Origin of the sequence: Micromonospora sp. ANENR4 (assembly GCF_015354395.1) — a bacterium.
Lineage (GTDB): Bacteria > Actinomycetota > Actinomycetes > Mycobacteriales > Micromonosporaceae > Micromonospora > Micromonospora aurantiaca.
In genome coordinates, this window is record NZ_JADKYQ010000017.1 from 69,193 (window position 1) to 87,940 (window position 18,748).

19 protein-coding genes are annotated in these 18,748 nt (G+C 73.9%); 3 read left to right on the plus strand and 16 right to left on the minus strand.

The features are described from left to right. Nucleotides 1-54: 54 nt before the first annotated feature. The 3 genes from IRY44_RS26155 to pyrR are packed head-to-tail and all read right to left on the minus strand — an operon-like array spanning nucleotide 55 to nucleotide 2,836. Entirely contained in the window at nucleotides 55-1,332 is a 1,278-nt protein-coding gene (locus IRY44_RS26155) for a dihydroorotase (RefSeq protein WP_194802871.1), read from the minus strand. Continuing rightward, nucleotides 1,329-2,255: an aspartate carbamoyltransferase catalytic subunit gene (locus tag IRY44_RS26160; RefSeq protein WP_194802872.1), complete on the minus strand. Its 927-nt coding sequence runs from the start codon at nucleotides 2,253-2,255 to the stop codon at nucleotides 1,329-1,331. Before IRY44_RS26160 ends, IRY44_RS26155 begins: the two co-directional genes overlap by 4 nt. Next, nucleotides 2,252-2,836, minus strand: coding sequence for a bifunctional pyr operon transcriptional regulator/uracil phosphoribosyltransferase PyrR (pyrR, locus tag IRY44_RS26165; protein ID WP_194802873.1), 585 nt, complete (start codon nucleotides 2,834-2,836; stop codon nucleotides 2,252-2,254). The genes IRY44_RS26160 and pyrR overlap by 4 nt, the downstream gene beginning before the upstream one ends. A 286-nt stretch (nucleotides 2,837-3,122) precedes the next feature. On the opposite strand from pyrR, the gene IRY44_RS26170 reads away from it, so the two are divergent. Next, nucleotides 3,123-3,611, plus strand: coding sequence for a transcriptional regulator (locus IRY44_RS26170; RefSeq protein WP_013285505.1), 489 nt, complete (start codon nucleotides 3,123-3,125; stop codon nucleotides 3,609-3,611). A 61-nt stretch (nucleotides 3,612-3,672) separates the two neighbouring features. Here the strand turns inward: IRY44_RS26170 and nusB are convergent, their stop codons facing one another. The 4 genes from nusB to aroB form a co-directional block, all read right to left on the minus strand. After that, on the minus strand, nucleotides 3,673-4,083 hold the full coding sequence (gene nusB / locus IRY44_RS26175) for a transcription antitermination factor NusB (protein WP_174361785.1): 411 nt from the start codon (nucleotides 4,081-4,083) through the stop codon (nucleotides 3,673-3,675). A gap of 23 nt (nucleotides 4,084-4,106) precedes the next feature. Further along, nucleotides 4,107-4,664 (minus strand): elongation factor P, encoded by a 558-nt coding sequence (efp, locus tag IRY44_RS26180; protein ID WP_013285503.1) that lies wholly within the window; start codon nucleotides 4,662-4,664, stop codon nucleotides 4,107-4,109. 86 nt (nucleotides 4,665-4,750) lie between these two features. After that, complete coding sequence (aroQ, locus tag IRY44_RS26185; protein ID WP_194802874.1) at nucleotides 4,751-5,191, minus strand: type II 3-dehydroquinate dehydratase; 441 nt, start codon at nucleotides 5,189-5,191, stop codon at nucleotides 4,751-4,753. Continuing rightward, nucleotides 5,188-6,264, minus strand: coding sequence for a 3-dehydroquinate synthase (aroB, locus tag IRY44_RS26190; RefSeq protein ID WP_194802875.1), 1,077 nt, complete (start codon nucleotides 6,262-6,264; stop codon nucleotides 5,188-5,190). The genes aroQ and aroB overlap by 4 nt, the downstream gene beginning before the upstream one ends. A 92-nt stretch (nucleotides 6,265-6,356) precedes the next feature. Here aroB and IRY44_RS26195 point away from each other — a divergent pair, with 92 nt between their 5' ends. Beyond that, nucleotides 6,357-6,899, plus strand: coding sequence for a DUF2243 domain-containing protein (locus tag IRY44_RS26195; protein WP_194802876.1), 543 nt, complete (start codon nucleotides 6,357-6,359; stop codon nucleotides 6,897-6,899). After that, nucleotides 6,896-7,687 (plus strand): cytochrome c oxidase assembly protein, encoded by a 792-nt coding sequence (locus IRY44_RS26200; RefSeq protein ID WP_194802877.1) that lies wholly within the window; start codon nucleotides 6,896-6,898, stop codon nucleotides 7,685-7,687. Before IRY44_RS26195 ends, IRY44_RS26200 begins: the two co-directional genes overlap by 4 nt. A gap of 228 nt (nucleotides 7,688-7,915) precedes the next feature. Here IRY44_RS26200 and IRY44_RS26205 read toward each other — a convergent pair whose 3' ends face one another. The 9 genes from IRY44_RS26205 to IRY44_RS26245 all read right to left on the minus strand — a co-directional run bounded on the left by IRY44_RS26205 (nucleotide 7,916) and on the right by IRY44_RS26245 (nucleotide 16,604). Next, nucleotides 7,916-8,425: a shikimate kinase gene (locus tag IRY44_RS26205; RefSeq protein WP_194802878.1), complete on the minus strand. Its 510-nt coding sequence runs from the start codon at nucleotides 8,423-8,425 to the stop codon at nucleotides 7,916-7,918. After that, nucleotides 8,422-9,600, minus strand: coding sequence for a chorismate synthase (gene aroC / locus IRY44_RS26210; RefSeq protein WP_194802879.1), 1,179 nt, complete (start codon nucleotides 9,598-9,600; stop codon nucleotides 8,422-8,424). Before aroC ends, IRY44_RS26205 begins: the two co-directional genes overlap by 4 nt. An 85-nt stretch (nucleotides 9,601-9,685) precedes the next feature. Further along, complete coding sequence (locus tag IRY44_RS26215; protein ID WP_194802880.1) at nucleotides 9,686-10,522, minus strand: shikimate dehydrogenase; 837 nt, start codon at nucleotides 10,520-10,522, stop codon at nucleotides 9,686-9,688. Then, the gene (gene mltG, locus IRY44_RS26220; RefSeq protein ID WP_194802881.1) at nucleotides 10,522-11,721 is read right to left on the minus strand and encodes an endolytic transglycosylase MltG; all 1,200 of its coding nucleotides are present in this window, start codon (nucleotides 11,719-11,721) and stop codon (nucleotides 10,522-10,524) included. The genes IRY44_RS26215 and mltG overlap by 1 nt, the downstream gene beginning before the upstream one ends. Further along, nucleotides 11,718-12,179 carry a Holliday junction resolvase RuvX gene (gene ruvX, locus IRY44_RS26225; RefSeq protein ID WP_194802882.1) on the minus strand — a complete coding sequence of 154 codons (462 nt, stop codon included), beginning with the start codon at nucleotides 12,177-12,179 and terminating at the stop codon, nucleotides 11,718-11,720. Before ruvX ends, mltG begins: the two co-directional genes overlap by 4 nt. A gap of 183 nt (nucleotides 12,180-12,362) precedes the next feature. Then, nucleotides 12,363-15,044, minus strand: coding sequence for an alanine--tRNA ligase (alaS, locus tag IRY44_RS26230; RefSeq protein WP_194802883.1), 2,682 nt, complete (start codon nucleotides 15,042-15,044; stop codon nucleotides 12,363-12,365). Continuing rightward, entirely contained in the window at nucleotides 15,041-15,346 is a 306-nt protein-coding gene (locus tag IRY44_RS26235; protein WP_013285491.1) for a hypothetical protein, read from the minus strand. Before IRY44_RS26235 ends, alaS begins: the two co-directional genes overlap by 4 nt. A 32-nt stretch (nucleotides 15,347-15,378) precedes the next feature. Continuing rightward, nucleotides 15,379-15,840, minus strand: coding sequence for a DUF948 domain-containing protein (locus tag IRY44_RS26240; RefSeq protein ID WP_194802884.1), 462 nt, complete (start codon nucleotides 15,838-15,840; stop codon nucleotides 15,379-15,381). Between the two features lie 146 nt (nucleotides 15,841-15,986). After that, nucleotides 15,987-16,604 (minus strand): hypothetical protein, encoded by a 618-nt coding sequence (locus tag IRY44_RS26245; RefSeq protein ID WP_135243889.1) that lies wholly within the window; start codon nucleotides 16,602-16,604, stop codon nucleotides 15,987-15,989. Between the last annotated feature and the right edge of the window lie 2,144 nt (nucleotides 16,605-18,748).

Below are 18,748 nucleotides of genomic sequence, written 5' to 3' on the forward strand. Positions count from 1 at the left end.
CGCCCCCTTCGATCCGGACTGCGGGACTCCGCTCCGCTACGTTCCTCGCTCGGATCACTTGACAGCCTTTCCGTCCAGGACCGTCGGCTCGCCGCGCAGGAAGGTCGCCACGATGCGACCCGGCAGCGTCATGCGTGCGTACGGGGTGTTGCGACTGCGACTGGCCAGCTCCGCCGGTTCGATGACGCGCCGGGCGGCCGGGTCGACAAGGGTCAGGTTGGCCGGTACGCCGGGCGCCGGGTCGAGGCCGTGCCCGGCCAGCCCGGCGATCCGGGCCGGCGTGCGGGACATCCGCTCGGCGATCAGGTCCCAGCGGGGGCCGAACACGTCGAGCGCGATCGACAGCGCCGTCTCCAGGCCGAGCATGCCCGGCCGGGCGTACGCCCACTCGCACTCCTTGTCCTCCACGGCGTGCGGCGCGTGGTCGGTGGCGATGATGTCGATCACGCCCTCGGCCAGCGCCTCCCGCAGCGCGGCGATGTCGGCGGCGGTGCGCAGCGGCGGGTTGACCTTGAAGACCGGGTCGTAGCTCTCCGCCTTGGCATCGGTGAGCAGCAGGTGGTGCGGCGTCACCTCGGCGGTGACCCGTACCCCGCGCGCCTTGGCCTGGCGCAGCACCTCGACGCTGCCGGCGGTGGAGACGTGGCAGACGTGCAGGCGGCTGCCGACGTGCTCGGCGAGCAGCACGTCGCGGGCGATGATCGCCTCCTCGGCGACGGCCGGCCAGCCGGTCAGGCCGAGGCGGGTGGACACCTCGCCCTCGTGCATCTGCGCGCCCTCGGTGAGCCGGGGCTCCTCGGCGTGCTGGGCGATCACGCCGTCGAACGCCTTGACGTACTCCAGCGCCCGGCGCATCAGCCGCGGGTCGGACACGCAGTGCCCGTCGTCGGAGAAGATCCGCACCTCGGCGGCCGAGTCGGCCATCGCGCCCAGTTCGGCCAGGCGCTCGCCGGCCAGCCCGACGGTGACCGCGCCGATCGGCTGCACGTCGACCAGGCCGGCCTCCCGGCCGAGCCGCCAGACCTGCTCGACCACGCCCGCGGTGTCGGCGACCGGCGAGGTGTTCGCCATCGCGCACACCGCCGTGTAGCCGCCGAGCGCCGCCGCCCGGGAGCCGGACTCGACGGTCTCGGCGTCCTCCCGGCCGGGCTCGCGCAGGTGGGTGTGCAGGTCGACCAGGCCGGGCAGCGCGACCAGGCCGGTCGCGTCGACGACCGTGGCGTCGCCCGCGGCGAGCCCGCGGCCCGTACCGGCCACCACGCCGTCGCGGATGAGCAGGTCGGTCGGCTCGCCGCCGACGATGCTGACGCTTCTGATGAGGTACGCGGTCACCGGTTGTTCCCTCCGAGCAGCAGGTAGAGCACGGCCATCCGCACGGAGACCCCGTTGGCGACCTGTTCGACGATGGTGGAGCGGGGCGAGTCGGCCACCTCGGGCGTGATCTCCATGCCCCGGTTCATCGGGCCGGGGTGCATGACGATCGCGTGTTCGGGCAGCCGGCGCATGCGCGGCCCGTCGAGCCCGTAGCGACGGGCGTACTCGCGGGCCGACGGGAAGTAGGAGTCACCCATCCGCTCGCGCTGCACCCGCAGCATCATCACCACGTCCACACCTGGGAGAACGGTGTCGAGGTCGTAACAGACGTCGGTGCCGGGGGCCAGGGCGGCGGCGATGTCGACCGGGATGAGCGTGGGCGGGCCGACCAGGGTGACCTTCGCGCCGAGCGTGGACAGCAGCAGCACGTTCGAGCGGGCCACCCGGGAGTGCAGCACGTCGCCGACGATCGCCACGTGCAGGCCGTCGAGCCGGCCCAGCCGGGACCGCATCGTGTACGCGTCGAGCAGCGCCTGGGTGGGGTGCTCGTGGGTGCCGTCACCGGCGTTCACGACCGACCCGTCCACCCACTCGGCGAGCCGGTGCGGGGCGCCGGAGGCGGGGTGCCGGACGACCACCGCGTCCGCGCCCATCGCCTGGAGCGTGAGCGCGGTGTCCTTCAGGCTCTCCCCCTTGGCCACGCTGGAGCCCTTGGCGGAGAAGTTGATCACGTCGGCGCTGAGCCGCTTGGCGGCCGCCTCGAACGAGATCCGGGTCCGGGTGGAGTCCTCGTAGAAGAGGTTGACCACGGTGCGCCCGCGCAGCGCGGGGAGCTTCTTGACCTCGCGCCCGGCCACCGTCGCCATCTCCGCGGCGGTGTCCAGGACCAGGGTGGCGGTGTCGGCGTCCAGGTCGGCGCCGGAGAGCAGGTGCCGGATCATGCGGGTGTACCCCCGTACAACTTGACCTCGTCCGTGCCGTCGGTCTCGGCGAGGGTGACCTTGACGTTCTCGGCCAGCGCGGTGGGGATGTTCTTGCCGACGTAGTCGGCGCGGATCGGCAGCTGGCGGTGGCCGCGGTCGACCAGGACCGCGAGCTGCACGGACGCCGGGCGGCCGACGTCGCTGAGCGCGTCCAGCGCGGCCCGCACGGTGCGGCCGGAGAACAGCACGTCGTCGACGAGGATCACCCGCTTGCCGTCGATCCCGCCGGGTGGCAGGTCGGTCGGGCCGACCGCGCGGGTGGCGTGCCGGCGCAGGTCGTCGCGGTAGAGCGTGATGTCGAGCACGCCGACCGGGACGGTGACGTCCTCGAAGGTGCTGATCCGGGCGGCGAGGCGGTGGGCCAGCGGCACGCCCCGGGTGGGGATGCCCAGCAGCACGGTGCCGGCGGCGCCCTGGGTCTTCTCCAGGATCTGGTGGGCGATGCGGTCGACCACCCGCGACACGTCCGCTGCGGCGAGGATCACCTTCACCGAGGGTTGTCGCGGCGGCGACGAGTGGGCAGCCGGTGGGTAGGCCACGGCGGACCTCCTTCCCCGCCTCACGGGACGGGTCGTTAAAGGACGTCTGTTCTGCTCCGGCAGGCCCGCGCGGGGCCCGGACCGGGGCTTCACGCCACGTTACCAGCGGTCACCGGGCCACCCGCCGCCGGTCCTGACCTGCTGGTCAGCCCGGCGAAATGGGGACAAGCCACACGTGGGTGCCGGACCTCGTGCACGGCAACACTTGACCACTTGTCGCAATCCCCGTACCGTCACGCTCCGTAGCGATAGCTCGGAGAACCCGAACAGCACTGGGAGTGTCCGAATGCCCTCTGAATACGCCAAGTCGCTGGGCGCCCGCCTGCGCTCCATCCGCCAGCAGCAGGGCCTGTCCCTGCAGGGGGTGGAGGAGAAGTCGAACGGGCGGTGGAAGGCCGTGGTGGTCGGCTCGTACGAGCGCGGCGACCGCGCCGTCACCGTGTCCCGCCTGGCGGAGCTGGCCGACTTCTACCGCGTTCCCGTCTCGGAGCTGCTGCCCGACGGCAGCGGGGTGCGTCACGAGCCCACCAGCAAGATCGTGCTGGACCTGGAGCGGCTCTACGACGAGGCCTCCGAGGACCTCGCGTACGTGGCCCGCTACGCGCGCGCCATCCAGCAGCAGCGCGGCGACTACAACGGCCGGGTGCTCTCGATCCGCGCCGACGACCTGCGCGCCCTCGCGATCGTCTACGACGCCTCGCCGTCGGGCCTGATCGAGCGGCTGACCGAGCACGGCGTGCTGGTCGCCGACCCGCGGGCGTTCTTCGCGTCCTGACACCCCGTACGACAGGAAGGGCCCGTGCCTACCGGCACGGGCCCTTCGTCGTCGCGGCGCGTCAGCGCGTGGCGTACTCGGCGATCCGGCCGAGGATGCCGTTGAGGAAGCGGGGCGAGTCGTCTGTCGACATCTGCCGGGCCAGCTCCACGGCCTCGCTGATCGCCACCGCGTCGTCGATCTCGTCGACGTAGAGCAGCTCGTACACGGCGATCCGGGCCAGGTTGCGGTCGACCACCGGCATGCGCTCCAGCGTCCACCCCTCGGCGTAGCTGGCGATCGTCTCGTCGATCCGGTCGAGGTGCGCCGCCACGCCCTCGACCAGCCCGACCGCGTAGCCGAGGTGGTCGGGGCGCGGCTGCTCGATCCGTTCCAGGTAACCGGCGAGCACCTCGACCGGCGGGCGGTCCCGCAGGTCGGCCTCGAAGAGCACATCCAGCGCCCGCTTGCGCGCCTTGCGGCGCGCCGGCATCTGCTGCTTGGGGCCCTCGGCCATCAGGCTCGGCCGAGGTAACGGCCGTCGCGGGTGTCGACCTTGATCTTCTCACCGGTGGTGATGAACAGCGGCACCTGCACTGTGGCGCCGGTCTCGACGGTGGCCGGCTTGTTGCCGCCGGTCGACCGGTCGCCCTGCAGGCCCGGCTCGGTGTAGGTGACCTCGAGCACGACCGAGGTCGGCAGCTCGATGTACAGCGGCACGCTCTCGTGGGTGGCGACGGTCGCCTCGGCCTCGGGGAGGAGGTAGTTGGCGGCCTCGCCGACGGTGCCGCCGGGGACGGTGATCTGGTCGAACGTCTCCAGATCCATGAAGACGTAGTCCTCGCCGTCGGCGTACAGGTACTGCATGGTGCGCTTGTCCACGGTCGCGGTCTCGACCTTGGTGCCCGCGTTGAAGGTCTTGTCGACCACCTTGCCGGACAGCACGTTCTTCAGCGTGGTGCGCACGAAGGCACCACCCTTACCGGGCTTGACGTGCTGGAACTCGACGACGGCCCACAGCTCGCCGTCCAGGTTGAGTACCAGGCCGTTCTTCAGGTCGTTGGTGGTGGCCATTTCCTGCCTTGATCATCAATTGGCGGACAGACCGTCCAAGTCTACTCGCTCTGTCGAATCGGACTCGCGCCACGGAACGGACCGGCTCAGGCTCCTGCGGCGAGCCGGGCGGCCAGGTGGTGCAGCGCCAGCCGGTAGCCGTCCACACCCAGGCCGCAGATCACGCCGGTGGCCACCGCGGAGACCACCGAGTGGTGCCGGAACTCCTCCCGGGCGTGGATGTTGGAGATGTGCACCTCGACCAGCGGGCCGCGCAGCATGGCGCAGGCGTCCCGCACCGCGACCGAGTAGTGCGACCAGGCGGCCGGGTTCAGCACCACCGCCGCCGCCTCGTCGGCCGCCTCGTGCAGCCAGGCCAGCATCTCGTGCTCGGCGTCGGTCTGCCGGACCTCCACGTCCAGGCCCAGCTCCCGGCCGTGCCGCTCACAGTCGGCCACGAGCTGGGCGTAGCTGGTCACCCCGTACACGTCGACCTGGCGGGTGCCGAGGCGGCCCAGGTTCGGTCCGTTGAGCACGTACACCCTCACGAGCTGATCTCCGCGTACGCGGCGGCGAGCAGGTCGTCCGGCGGCGCCTCCAGGATCGCCGGGCGGGCGAGCCCGTCGAGCACCACGAACCGCAACCGGCTGCCCCGGGCCTTCTTGTCCACCCGCATCGCGGCGAGCAGCTCCGGCCAGGCGTCGGCCCGGTAGCCGGTGGGCAGGTCGAGCGCGGTCAGCACCCGGCGGTGCCGCTCGGCGTCGGCCGCGTCGAGGCGACCGGCGAGCCGGGCCAGCGTGGCGGCGTAGACCAGGCCGACCGCGACCGCGTGGCCGTGCCGCCAGCGGTAGCCCTCCACCTTCTCGATCGCGTGCGCCAGGGTGTGCCCGTAGTTGAGCACCTCGCGTACCCCGGACTCGCGCAGGTCTCCGGCGACCACGTCGGCCTTCACGCGGACCGCGCGCTCGACCAGTTCCCGCAGCACCGGCCCGGCCGGGTCCAGCGCGGCGGCCGGATCCCGCTCGACCAGGTCGAGGATGACCGGGTCGGCGATGAACCCGCACTTGACCACCTCGGCCATCCCGGCGGCCAGGTCCGCCGGGGGCAGGCTGTCCAGCGTCGCCAGGTCGGCCAGCACGCCGGCCGGCGGGTGGAACGCGCCGACCAGGTTCTTGCCGGCGGCGGTGTTGATGCCGGTCTTGCCGCCCACGGCGGCGTCGACCATGCCGAGCAGCGACGTGGCGACCGGCACCCAGCGCACGCCGCGCAGCCAGGTCGCCGCGACGAAGCCGGCCAGGTCGGTGACCGCGCCGCCGCCCACCCCGACCACCGCGTCGGTACGGGTGAACCCGGCGTCACCGAGCCGGTCCCAGCAGGCCGCCGCCACGTCGACGTGCTTGCCCGCCTCGGCGTCCGGCACCTCGATCAGCAGCGGCGTCACGCCGCCCTCGCGAACCGCGTCGGCGAGCCGGTCGGCGAGCGCCTTGAGCGGCGGCGCGTGCAGGAAGGCCACCCGCTCGGCGCCCGGCAGCAGCCGGGGCGGCGGGTCCAGCAGGTCACGTCCCACGAGCACGTCGTACGGCCGCTCGCCGCCGACCGGAATCCGGGTCACCTCGTCCATCGCGGGCAGCCTAGTCCAGCGCGCCGCCCTCGCGCGGCCGTTGTCCACCGGCTGGGTGTTTGCCCGGCCGCACCGCGGGTAGGGCGGCCGGAATGAGCGAGACGACGGCACACGCAACCCGACCGGAATCCGCGACGAGCATCCGGCTGCCCGCCACGATCCTCGGCGTCGGGCTCGGTGGCTTCGTCGACGGCATCGTCCTGCACCAGGTCCTCCAGTGGCACCACATGCTCAGCAGCACCGGCAGCGACCGGGTCGGCGTACGCGAGTACCCGGTGGACACCGTGCCCGGGTTGCAGATGAACACGCTCTGGGACGGCCTGTTCCACGTGGTCACCTGGGTGGCGGTGCTGACCGGCCTGGCCCTGCTCTACTCCCGGGTGACCAGCTCCCGGGGCCGGCTGTGGCGCTCGCCGATGCTGTGGGGCTGGGCGCTGATCGGCTGGGGCCTGTTCAACCTGGTCGAAGGCGTCATCGACCACCACCTGCTCGGCATCCACCACGTACGCGGCGGCCCGAACCAGCTCTGGTGGGACCTCGGGTTCCTGGCCCTCGGCGTGGTGCTGATCGCAGTCGGCTGGGCGATCCAGCGCCGGGCCCGCGCAGTGGACCTCTGCGCGCCGGAGCGCCGGTGAGCCTGGCCCACGCCGGGCACGCCGACGGCGGCTTCCCGGCGACCGCGCTGGTCCCGGCGGCGCTGTTCTGGGCGTACCTGGCCGCCGCGCTGCGGCTGCGCGACCCGGGCGGGCCGGGCTGGCCGCACGCCCGCATGGCGAGCTTCGGGCTGGGCGCGCTGCTGCTGGTGACCGGGCTGCTCTGGCCGGCCGGCGACTTCGTCGGGCACATGTGGCAGCACCTGCTGATCGGCATGCTCGCGCCGCTGGCGCTGGTGCTCGGCGCCCCGGTCACGCTGCTGCTGCGCACGCTGGACCGGCGTACCGGCCGGGCCCTGGTCCACCTGCTGCGGCACCCGGTCGCGCGGGTCCTCGGCCACCCGGTGACCGGCCTGGTGCTCACCGCGGGCGGGCTGTGGCTGCTCTACCTCACCCCGCTGTACCGGGCCACCCTCGACAACCCGGCCCTGCACACGCTGGTGAACGCGCACTTCCTGCTCAGCGGCTGCCTGTTCGCCTGGTCGATCGCCGGTCCCGATCCCGGACCGCACCGCCCACGCGTACCGGTCCGGCTCGTGGTGATCGGGTTCGGGGTGGCCGCGCACGCCACCATCGCTCAGCTGCTCTACGCCGGGCTGTTCGTCGACGTGCCGGCCACCGCCGCCGAGCTGCGGGCCGGGGCCACGCTCATGTACTACCTGGGCGACCTGGCCGAGATCGCGCTGGCGCTGGCGTTGCTCGCCACCTGGCGGCCCGAACCGGCCAAGCGCCGCCGCCGCGCGGCCGGGACCGTCGCCGCAAACGCCTGACCGGCCGGACCTGGCCGACGCGCCTTCTCACCCGCCCACGAAGTTCCACCCACCGACGTCATGCGCGCCGGCTGGAACGCCACGGGTGCCAAGAGGCCGAGGAGACACCCACCACGTTCCACCCACCACGGCATCAGCCGACGAGTGGAACACCACGGGTGTCATAACGCCCCGGAGACACCCACGGCGTTCCACCGAGGGCGGGAGCCAGGCGCGGCGGGGCGGGTGTCAGGGCTTGAGCAGCGCGGCGATCTCCGCGGCCAGCTCCTGCGGCGTACGCCCGTCGGTGACCACGGTCGCGGTCGCCACCTCGGCGTAGAGCGGGCGGCGCTGGTCCAGCAGGTGCTTGAGCGTGGCGCGCGGGTTCAGCGCGAGCAGCGGCCGGCCGGCACCCAGACCGACCCGCTTGAGCGCGTCCGGCAGCTCCACCGACAGGTGCACCACCGTGTGGCCGATCAGCGCGGCCCGGTTCTCCTCGGCCAGGACCGCGCCGCCGCCGAGCGCAAGCACGCCCGCGTGCGACGCGAGCGCCGCCGCCACGGCGGCCCGTTCGAGGGTACGGAAGTGCTCCTCCCCCTCGTCCACGAAGATCTCCGGGATCGGCTTGCCGGCGAGGTCCTCGATGTCGGCGTCGGTGTCCCGGAAGCCGACGCCGAGCGCCTCGGCGAGCGCCGTGCCGACTGTGGTCTTGCCGGAGCCGGGTGCCCCGACCAGCACGCAGACCGGCCGGGTGCTCATTTGATCACCAGGCTGTCGAGGTAACCGGTCAGGTTGCGGCGCATCTCGGCGACCGAGTCGCCGCCGAACTTCTCCACCGCCGCCTCGGCCAGCACCAGCGCGACCATCGCCTCGGCCACCACGGCCGCCGCCGGCACCGCGCACACGTCGGAACGCTGGTTGATCGCGGTGGCCGGCTCGCCGGTGGTCACGTCGATGGTGGCGAGCGCCCGGTTCAGCGACGAGATCGGCTTCATGGCCGCCTTCACCCGCAGCGGCTCACCCGTGGTGATGCCGCCCTCCAGGCCACCGGCCCGGTCGGTGATCCGCCGCACGCCGGTGGCGGTGGGCACGATCTCGTCGTGCGCCTCCGAACCGCGCGAGCGGGCCTGCTGCCAGCCGTCGCCGATCTCCACGCCCTTGATCGCCTGGATCGACATGAGCGCGGTGGCGAGGCGGGCGTCGAGCTTCCGGTCCCACTGGACGTGGCTGCCCAGGCCCGGCGGCACCCCGTACGCGAGCACCTCGACCACGCCACCGAGCGTGTCGGCGGCCTTCTTCGCGGCGTCGACCTCGGCGACCATCCGGGCGCTGGCCTCGGCGTCAAGGCAGCGCAGCGGGTCGGCGTCGATGCGCGCGGCGTCCTCCGGCGTGGGGCGCAGGCCCGGCTTGACCGCCACCGGACCCAGCTCGACCACGTGCGAGACGATCTCGACGCCGAGCGCCTGACGCACGAGCGCCTTGGCGACGGTGCCCACCGCGACCCGGGCGGCGGTCTCCCGGGCGCTGGCGCGCTCCAGGATCGGCCGGGCGTCGGTGTGCCCGTACTTCTGCATGCCAGCCAGGTCGGCATGGCCCGGCCGGGGCCGGGTCAGCGGCGCGTTGCGGGCCTGGTTCGCCAGTTCCTCCGGGTCGACCGGGTCGGCGGCCATCACGGTGCGCCACTTGGGCCACTCGGAGTTGCCGACCCGGATCGCCACCGGGCTGCCGAGCGTCACCCCGTGCCGGAGCCCGCCGATGATCTCGATCTCGTCCTGCTCGAACGACATCCGGGCGCCCCGGCCGTAGCCGAGCCGGCGCCGGGCCAGCTCGCCGGAGATCTCCCCGGTGGTCACCTCGATGCCGGCGGGTACGCCCTCCAGCATCGCGACGAGGGCGGGTCCGTGCGATTCACCTGCAGTCAGCCAGCGCAACACGACGGTCAGTGTGTCACGCCCGGTGGTCGCCGGCGTACGCCGCCCGCCGCATCCCGCCCTGCGGACGGGCCCGTCCGCGCACCGGTCACGCCGGTCCGGCGCCGACCCGTTCCCGTGCCAGGGCGTCGGCCATCGCGGCGCGCGGCGCGGGGACACCGGTGAACTGCTCGAACTGGCCGTACGCCTGGGCCAGCAGCAGATCCAGCCCGGAGACCACCCGGCACCCGGCGGCCAGCGCCGCCGCCGCGAGCGGCGTCGGCCACGGGTCGTAGACCACGTCGAAGAAGACCGACTCGGGCCGCCAGTCGAAGTTGTCGGCGAGCGGGTCGGCCACGCCCTTCGGCACCGTGGAGATCACCAGGTCGGCGCGGGCGTGCGCGGGCGCGCCGTCCCACTCGGCCCCGGCCAGCGGAACGCCGGCGGCCGCCGCGACCGGACGCAGCTCGTCGACCGCCTCCGGGCGGCGGGCCACCACAGTCACCTCGGCCGCCCCGATCCGGGCCGCCGCCGCGATGGCCGCCCGGGCGGTGCCACCCGCGCCGAGCACGGTGACCACCGCCCCGGCCACGCAGCCGGCGCCGGTGAGCACCTCGACCATGCCGGTGACGTCGGTGTTGTCCGCGTACCAGGTGCCGTCGGGCCGGCGTACCAGCGTGTTGGCGGCGCCGACGGCGGCGGCGACCGGCGAGACCTCGTCGGCCAGCGCGAGCGCCGCCTCCTTGCCCGGCATGGTCACCGACAGCCCGGCCCATTCCGGGCCGAGGCCCGCGACCAGGCCGGGCAGCTCGTCGGCGCCGGCTTCGATCCGGGTGTACGACCAGCCGGTCAGCCCGGCCGCCGCGTACCCGGCGGTGTGGATCACCGGGGAGAGCGAGTGGGCGATCGGCTTGCCGACCACCGCGGCGCGGCGGGGATCGGCCATCAGATGATCCCGGCCTCCTTGGCCTTCTGCTCGTTGCGCTTCTGCTCGGCGTAGGTCTCGGCGAACGCGGAGCGGCCGTCCTTGCTGATCGCCACGAAGTAGAGCCACTTGCCGTCCGGCGGGCTCAGCGCGCCCTCCAGCGCCTCCTTGCCGGGGTTGTTGATCGGCGAGGGGACCAGCCCGCGCAGCTTGCGGTTGTACGGGTTCTTCGGGTTGTCCAGCTCGGCGGCGGTCATGTCCTTGGATGCCTTGGTCTTCTGCCCGGTCAGCTCCAGGTAGTAGTTGACGGTGACGTCCATCTCCAGGCAGTTGCAGGGGAACTCGCCGTAGACCCGGTTGTACGCGACCCGGGCGACCTTGCCCAGGTCGACCTTGTTGCCGGCCTCGGCCTGCGCGAGCGAGGCGACGATCAGCGCCTCGTACGGGGTGATGCCGCCGCGTTCCTTCTGCACCTTCTCGGCGTACTGCATGCCGGAGGTGACGGTAAGGAAGTTGTCCACCATCAGCTTGAGGATCGTCTCGGCGGTGGCCTTCGGCGGGATCTCGTAGGTGTCCGGGAAGAGGAAGCCCTCGATCGACGGGTTGACCTTCTTGCCGTCGGAACGCTTGAACCACCAGTCCGGTACGCCGAGCGCCTCCGGGTCCTTCGCCGCGGCCTCGAAGTCCTTGACCGGGATGTCGGTCTTCTCGGAGAGCCGCTTGTAGACCGTCTTCGCGGTGAGGCCCTCGGGGATGGTGATCCCGTTGACGATCTTGTTCTTGAGGTCCAGCATCGCCGCGACCGCCGCGTCACCGCTCATCTGCTTGCGCAGCTTGTACGTGCCGGGCTGGATGTTCTTGCTGCGCGAGTTCTCCTCGGCGGCCTCGATGAACGCCTTGGTGCTCTTCACCACGTCGGCGGCGACGAGCGCGTCGGCCATGTCGGCGATCAACGCGCCCTGCTTGATCTCGACGGTCACCTCGCCGGTGCCGGAGCCGTCGTAGTCGGGTGTGACGAAGTAGTTCTGGACCCGGTCGAAGCCGTAGAACGCACCGCCGCCGATGCCGCCGAGCAGGACCAGCGCGAGGGCGAGGGCGAGCAGGGTCTTGCCCCGGCCGCCGCCGGACTTGCCCTGGCGTCGGCGCACCGCGCCGCGCCGGTGCCGGCCCTTCTCCCCCCTGTCCGGCTCGTCGAACCCCAGATCAAGATCGTCGATCATTGCGTCCGCCTCCGCTGTGCGTCCAGCCAGCTCTGCAGAATCTCCACCGCGGCGGCCTGGTCGACCACCGCTCGTTGGCGCTTTCCCCGGACGCCCCGTTCGGCCAGCCTACGACTCGCGACGACGGTAGACATCCTCTCGTCCGTCAGCGTCACCGGAATCGGCCTCATTACATCAGCCAATCGGCTGGCATATGCTGATACGTTCGCCGCCGCGGGGCCGTGCTTTCCGGCCAGGTTGACCGGCAGCCCGACCACGATCCCCACCGCCTCGTGCTCGGCGGCGAGCCGGACCAGCTCGGCCATGTCGCCGGGCACCGCGTCCGGTTCGGCGGTCAGGTCACGGGCCAGCGTCACCAAAGGCGTGGCCAGGATGCCGTGCGGATCACAGCGGGCCACCCCCACCCGGACCTGGCCGACGTCGACGCCCAGCCGGACGCCACGGGACAGCTCGGTCACGAGCGGACACCTCCCCGCCGGTACGGGCCAGGGCGGACCGGGTGGTCCGCCCTGGCGTCGATCGTTGCGCTCATGCCGTATCGCCGGGCATGCGCTCGCGGCCCTCGCTTCGCTCGGTGCGTTCGCTCATGCCGTGCCGGCTGGGCATGCCCTCACGGCCCTCGCTTCGCTCGGTGCGTTCGCTCATGCCGTGCCGGCGACCGCCCGCTCGACGGTGACCAGCAGGTTCGGCGCCTCCGTCGCGGGCAGGCCGCCGCCCTGGGCCAGGTCGTCGCTGCCGCCGCCGCGGCCGGAGAACGCCGCCTTGACCAGGTCCTTCGCGCTCAGGTTCCGCCCCCGGGCGGCCTGGTTGACGGCCACCACGAGCGACGCCTTGCCGTTGGCCCGGGCGGCCACCGCGACCACCGCCGGGCGGGCCGCGTCGATCCGGCCCCGGATCTCCTGGGCGAGGGTCCGCACGTCGTTCGCGGCCGCGCCCTCCGGCGCCTCGGTGCCGACGTACGCGACGCCGCGCACGTCCTTCGCCTGCGCCGCCAGGGCACCGGCCCCGCCGAGCACGAGCTGGGCGCGCAGCTTCTCCAGCTCCTTCTCCGCGTCGCGCAGCTGGGTGACGGTCTGCTCCACCCGGTCGGCCACCTGCTCGCCGGGCACCCGGAACAGCTCGGCCAGCCGGGACACCAGCAGGTGCTCACGGGCCAGGAAGCCGAACGCGTCCATGCCGACGAGCGCCTCGATGCGGCGGACGCCGGAACCCACAGACGCCTCGGAGAGGATCTTCACCAGGCCGAGCTGGGCGGAGCGGGCCACGTGCGTGCCACCACACAGCTCGCGGGCGTAGTCGCCGACCTCGACGACCCGGACCCGCTCGCCGTACTTCTCGCCGAACAGGGCCATCGCCCCGATCCGGCGGGCCTCCTCCTGGCTGGTGACGAACGCGTGCACCTCCAGGTCGGCCAGCAGCACCTCGTTGACCTGCTGCTCGACGTCGTGCAGCACGCTCGGCGCCACACCCGTCGGGGTGTTGAAGTCGAACCGCAGCCGGCCCGGCGCGTTGAGCGAACCCGCCTGGGTCGCCGACTCGCCGAGGAAGTTGCGCATCGTCTGGTGCACCAGGTGCGTGGCGGTGTGCGAGCGGGAGATCGCCCGGCGGCGGGACACGTCGATCTCGGCGTACCCGGTCTCCCCGGAGCGGACCTCGCCGCGCACCACCTTGGCCCGGTGCACGATCAGGCCGGGCACCGGCTGCTGCACGTCGAAGACCTCGACCTGGCCGCCGCCGACGGTGATGAGCCCCTGGTCGGGCTGCTGGCCGCCGCCCTCGGCGTAGAACGGGGTGGTGTCGAGCACCAGCTCGATCGTGTCGCCCTCGACCGCCGCGGAGATCGCGGCGCCGCCGGACAGCAGCGCGCGGACCCGTGACTCCCGGCTCAGCTCGGTGTAGCCGGTGAACTCCACCGGCCCGCCGCCGTCGAGCACCGACCGGTAGGCCGACACGTCGGTGTGCCCGGTCTTGCGCGCCTGCGCGTCGGCCTTGGCCCGGCTGCGCTGGTCGGCCATCAGCCGGCGGAAGCCCTCCGCGTCGACCTGCAGCCCCTGCTCGGCCGCGATCTCCAGGGTCAGGTCGATCGGGAAGCCGTACGTGTCGTGCAGCTGGAACGCCTTGTCACCGGAGAGCGCCGCCTTGCCGGCCGACTTGGTCTCGGCGATGGCGGTGTCCAGGATCGTGGTGCCGGCGCGCAGCGTGGCCAGGAACGCGTCCTCCTCGGCGTACGCGTACTGGGAGATCCGGCCGAAGTCCTCGGCCAGCTCCGGGTACGACGGCGCCATGCAGTCGCGGGCCACCGGCAGCAGCTCCGGCAGCGCCCGGTCCTGGTAGCCCAGCAGCCGCACCGCCCGGATCGCACGGCGCATGATCCGCCGCAGCACGTAGCCCCGGCCCTCGTTCGACGGGGTCACCCCGTCGCCGATGAGCATCAGCGAGGTGCGCACGTGGTCGGCGATGACCCGGAGGCGCACGTCGTCCGGGTGCGACTCGTTGGCCGCGTGACCCGAGTGCACGCCGTAGCGCTTGCCGGTCAGCTCGGCCGCCCGGTCGAGGATCGGCTTGACCTCGTCGATCTCGTAGAGGTTGTCCACGCCCTGCAGCAGCGAGGCCATCCGCTCCAGGCCCATGCCGGTGTCGATGTTCTTCGCCGGCAGGTCACCGAGGATCGGGAAGTCCTCCTTGCCGGTGCCCGGGCCGCGCTCGAACTGCATGAAGACGAGGTTCCAGAACTCCAGGTAACGGTCCTCGTCGACCTCCGGACCGCCCTCGCGGCCGTAGGCCGGGCCGCGGTCGTAGTACAGCTCGGAGCAGGGGCCGCACGGGCCGGGGATGCCCATCGACCAGAAGTTGTCAGCCTTGCCGCGGCGCACGATCCGATCGGCCGGCACGCCGGTGGCACGCCAGATGTCGTACGCCTCGTCGTCGTCCAGGTAGACGGTGGCCCAGATCCGCTCCGGGTCCAGTCCGAAACCGCCCGCCTCGACCGACTTGGTGGCCAGGTCCCAGGCGAGCGGGATCGCACCGGACTTGAAGTAGTCACCGAAGGAGAAGTTGCCGTTCATCTGGAAGAACGTGCCGTGCCGGCTGGTCTTGCCGACCTCGTCGATGTCAGGCGTCCGGATGCACTTCTGCACGCTCGTCGCCCGCGCGTACGGCGGGGTCTGCTGGCCCAGGAAGTAGGGCACGAACTGCACCATGCCCGCGTTGATGAACAGCAGGTTCGGGTCGCTGATGGCGGGCAGCGGAGCGGACGGAACCACGGTGTGCCCGTTCGCCTCGAAGTGGGCGAGGAACCGCCGCTTGATCTCCGCCGTCTTCATCGCTGGTGGTCCTCCGGGAAAATCTCTCGGTCGCCGATCCGCGGGTCCTCCCGCAGCTCGGCGAACTGGTCGTCGTACACCTCGCCGCGGGCGAAGGCCTCGTGGATCTCCTGCTCACGCTCGGCCATGCCGACCCGGACGTCGTCCACGAACGCCCGGAGCGACTCGACCAGACCGCCGGCGGACTCGGACAGCCCGCTGGCGATGCCGGCCGGGGTGTACGCCTGCGCGGTCCGGGTGGCCTTGCGCACCACCAGGACGCCCACGGCCAGCCCGATGCCCAGCCAGAACAACCGCCTCATGTTCTCATCCTTCCCGCGTACGCCGGTCGGGGTCAGCGGTTGCCGCGCTTGGCGGCGCGACGCTGCTGCTTGATGGTGTCGCGCACCTCGCGCTCGGTCTCGGCGTGCCGGCGGGCGGAGGCGGCCCGGCGCACGCCGTAGCCGAACGCGGCCACCTTGACCAGCGGGTTCGCGGCGGCGGCGGAGACCACGGTGGCCAGGTTCGCCACGTTCGCGGTGACGTTCTGCGCGTGGCTGGTCATGGTGTCCACCTTGGCGAGCTGGAGGTTCACCCCGTCCAGCGAGGTCTGCACCTGCTCCAGCGCCACGTTGACGTTCTTCACCGTGGCGTTCACGTCACCGAGCAGCGGCGCGGTGCGCTCGTTCACGTCGGTGATCATGCGGGTCGTCGCGTCCACGGTGTGCCGCAGCCGCAGGATCGGCACCGCCAGCACGAGCACCAGCATCAGGAACGCGCCGGCCGCGATCAGCGCAGCGATCTCTCCACCACTCACGCGAAAGTCCTCCTCAAGCAGTGTCCCGGAACCCGACGCCCCGGAACGCGCGACCGTACCTACCCACTTCGCGCCACGCCGACCCGGTCACCGGGCACGGACGGGCGTGCCAGCCCCAGACCCTACCGTCCGTGATGGAAGTCGGCTCACGACGGTGAGGGGGTCACCTCGCCCAGCGGGTCGTCGGTCAGCGTCGGGTAGGGATCCTCACCGGTGAGTGACGGATCGGTGGTCGGTGTCGGTCCGGTGCGCTCGTCATCGATCGCGTTGCGCACCTTCACCGACACCAACGAGCCGGTGCACGCCGCCGCTGCGGGCTCGGCGGGCGTGGACGGCGCGGGCGCTCCGTCGATCGGCGGGGGCGTGCAGGTGCGGTCGCGTACCCACAGGTCGAGCGTGAGTTCGTCCCGGCGCCAGCAGGTGTAGCTGCCAGGGACCTTCTCGTCCGGGCAACGGTCGACCTTCCAGCGCCGCCACCCGTCCCCGGCCAGCGCCTTCTCGTAGACCGCGACGGTCTCCTTCCACCCCTGCTCCGACTCGACGGACCGTTCGCGCAGGCGGCAGTCCTGCAGGCACCAGCGGCTGCCGCTGACGTTGTCCACCGTGTTGCTCTGCGCCCAGGCGGGCACCGAGAGCTCGTCGAGGGTGTCGAAGACCGGGTCGCGGCTGAGCGTCCGCATCCCGAAGTAGAGCGGCACCGCACCCAGCAGCACGAGGCTGACCAGGGCGAGGATGCCCAGCCGCAGCCGGCTGCGCTCGCGCATCTGCCGGCGCAGCTCGGACCGCGCGCCACGCAGGCCACCGGCCTCCGCGCCGCTGTCGGCCGGTCCGGGACCGCCGGGCCGTGGCCCCGCCGGCTCCCCCGGGGGTACGACCACAGCCGCCCGGGCCGCCGCCGGTGTCGCCGGGCCGCCCGGTCCGGGCCGGCCCGTCTCCGGTCCGGGTGGTGTCGCCCGCCCGGCGGGCCGGTCGTCCGGCGCGACCGGACGGGCCACACCCGCGGCCGCGCGGGCGGCCACCGGCGCGCCGGGCGGCATCGGGGCGTCGCCCGCCGGTCCTCGGGCGCCGGGGGGCACCGGCGGTCGGGGCCCGGCGCCGGGCCGGGAGATGTCGTCGGGGCGGGCCACCCCACGGCCGTCGCCACCGGGTCCGGCCGGGCCGGCCGGAGCACCACCGGGACGGCCACCGCCGGCCGGAATCCCGCCCGTGCGATCGAGGTCGCCGCGCGGGCCAGGCTCGACCGGGCCGGCCGGTCCGCCACCGGGGACGGCGGCGACACCGGGACGGGCAGCGCCGCGGGCCGGGCCGGGCCGGGTGGACGGCGGGTCGGACGGCTGAGGCCGGGCCGGGGGCATGCCCGGGCCGGACTGGTCGGGGCGGGCCGCCGGTTCGGCGCGCGCCGGCACATCGGGGCCGGGCTGCCCCTGTCGCCGGGACGGCGTACCCGGTTCGGGACGCACCGGCGGCACTGCGACACCGGCCCGGCCGGTGGGGCCACCGGAACGGCCGGGCGGCTCCTCGGCGGCTGGGCCGGCCGGACGGCGGGTGACCGGCATGGCGGGGTCGGTGTGCGGCGAACGACCGGCCTGCCGCAGCCAGTCGGCGGGGCGTTCGGGCCGTTGCGGCCGCTGCTCACCGGCATCGTCACGGGCGGCCCGTCGGCCGGGCGTCTCGGCGGCGACACCGGGGCCACCCGGCTCGTCGGACGCGGCCCGCCGGGCGCCGGGTACCTCGGGTGCGCTCCGTCGACCGCCGGCCGTGTCGGGTGCGCCGCTCCGGCCGCCGGCCGTGTCGGGCGCGGAGCCGCGGCCGGCTGGCGCGCCGCGACGGCCGGTGGGCGAGGTCGGGCCGGTCGCCGGGCTGCCGGACACGGGCGCGCCCGGCACGTCCGGTGCGTTGCCGCTGCGCGGCACGACCGGGGAGCGATCCGGGGCGGCCCGCCGGCCGGGCGTGGCTGCGGGTTCGGCGCCGGGTGCGGGCAGGTGGTGACCGCCGGTGGGCTCGTCGTGCCGGGCACGGCGCCCGCCACCGGAGACCGGGGCGGCGTCCGGAACTGCTCGCCCGGCCGGCGCGCCGGGTGCGACGCCTTCCGGCGCGGCGCGGCGGCCGGCACCGGAGACGGGCCGGGTGCCGGGCGGAACGCCGTCGGCACGCGCTCGGCGGCCCGCACCGGAGACCGGCTGGATGCCGGCGGTGTCGTCGGGGCGGGCCCGTCGTCCGGCGGGCGGCGGGATCGTCGGGTCGGCCGGGTGCGGGCCCTCGGGCCCGGCGCCGTGCCCGCCGCGGGGCGCCGGCGGTACGCGGGTGTCGCCGTCCGCGGAAGGCCGGCCCGCGTCGGCGGGCACGCGGCCGGGCGACGGCGCCCCCGACGGCGTGCGGGTGCCGGTGACCGGTGGCTGCTGACCGGTGGGTCCGTCCGGGCGGCGGCGGTACGGCGCATCCGGCGGACGCGGCGCCTCGGGCACACCCGGCCACGGACCGTCGACCGGGCGGCGCGGGGCGGCGGCTTCGGGGCCGCCGGGCCAGGGACCGTCGGCGGCCCGGCGCGGGGCACCCGGCTCGGGACCGCCGGGGCGTACCGGCGGGGCGGCGGGAGCGGGCGCGTCGGGGCGGCGCATGACCGGGGGACGCGGACCGTGACGGCCGCCGGGCGGCGTCTCCGGGCCGGGGCGACCGGCAGGCGCGTCCTCGACCGGCGGGCGGGCTCCCGGCGGCATCGCCCCCGCCGGACGCCCGGCGGCCGGGGGCGTGTCCATGCCGGGCCGGCCGGCCGGTGCGGCGATGTCCGCACCGGACCGTCGCTGCGGAGGAGGCGGGTCGATGCCCGGACGGCCGGGGGCCGGAGGGAGGTCGTTACCGGGTCCGCCGGTGCGGCCCGCGGCCGGGGGCGCCGCCGGTCCGGCACGGC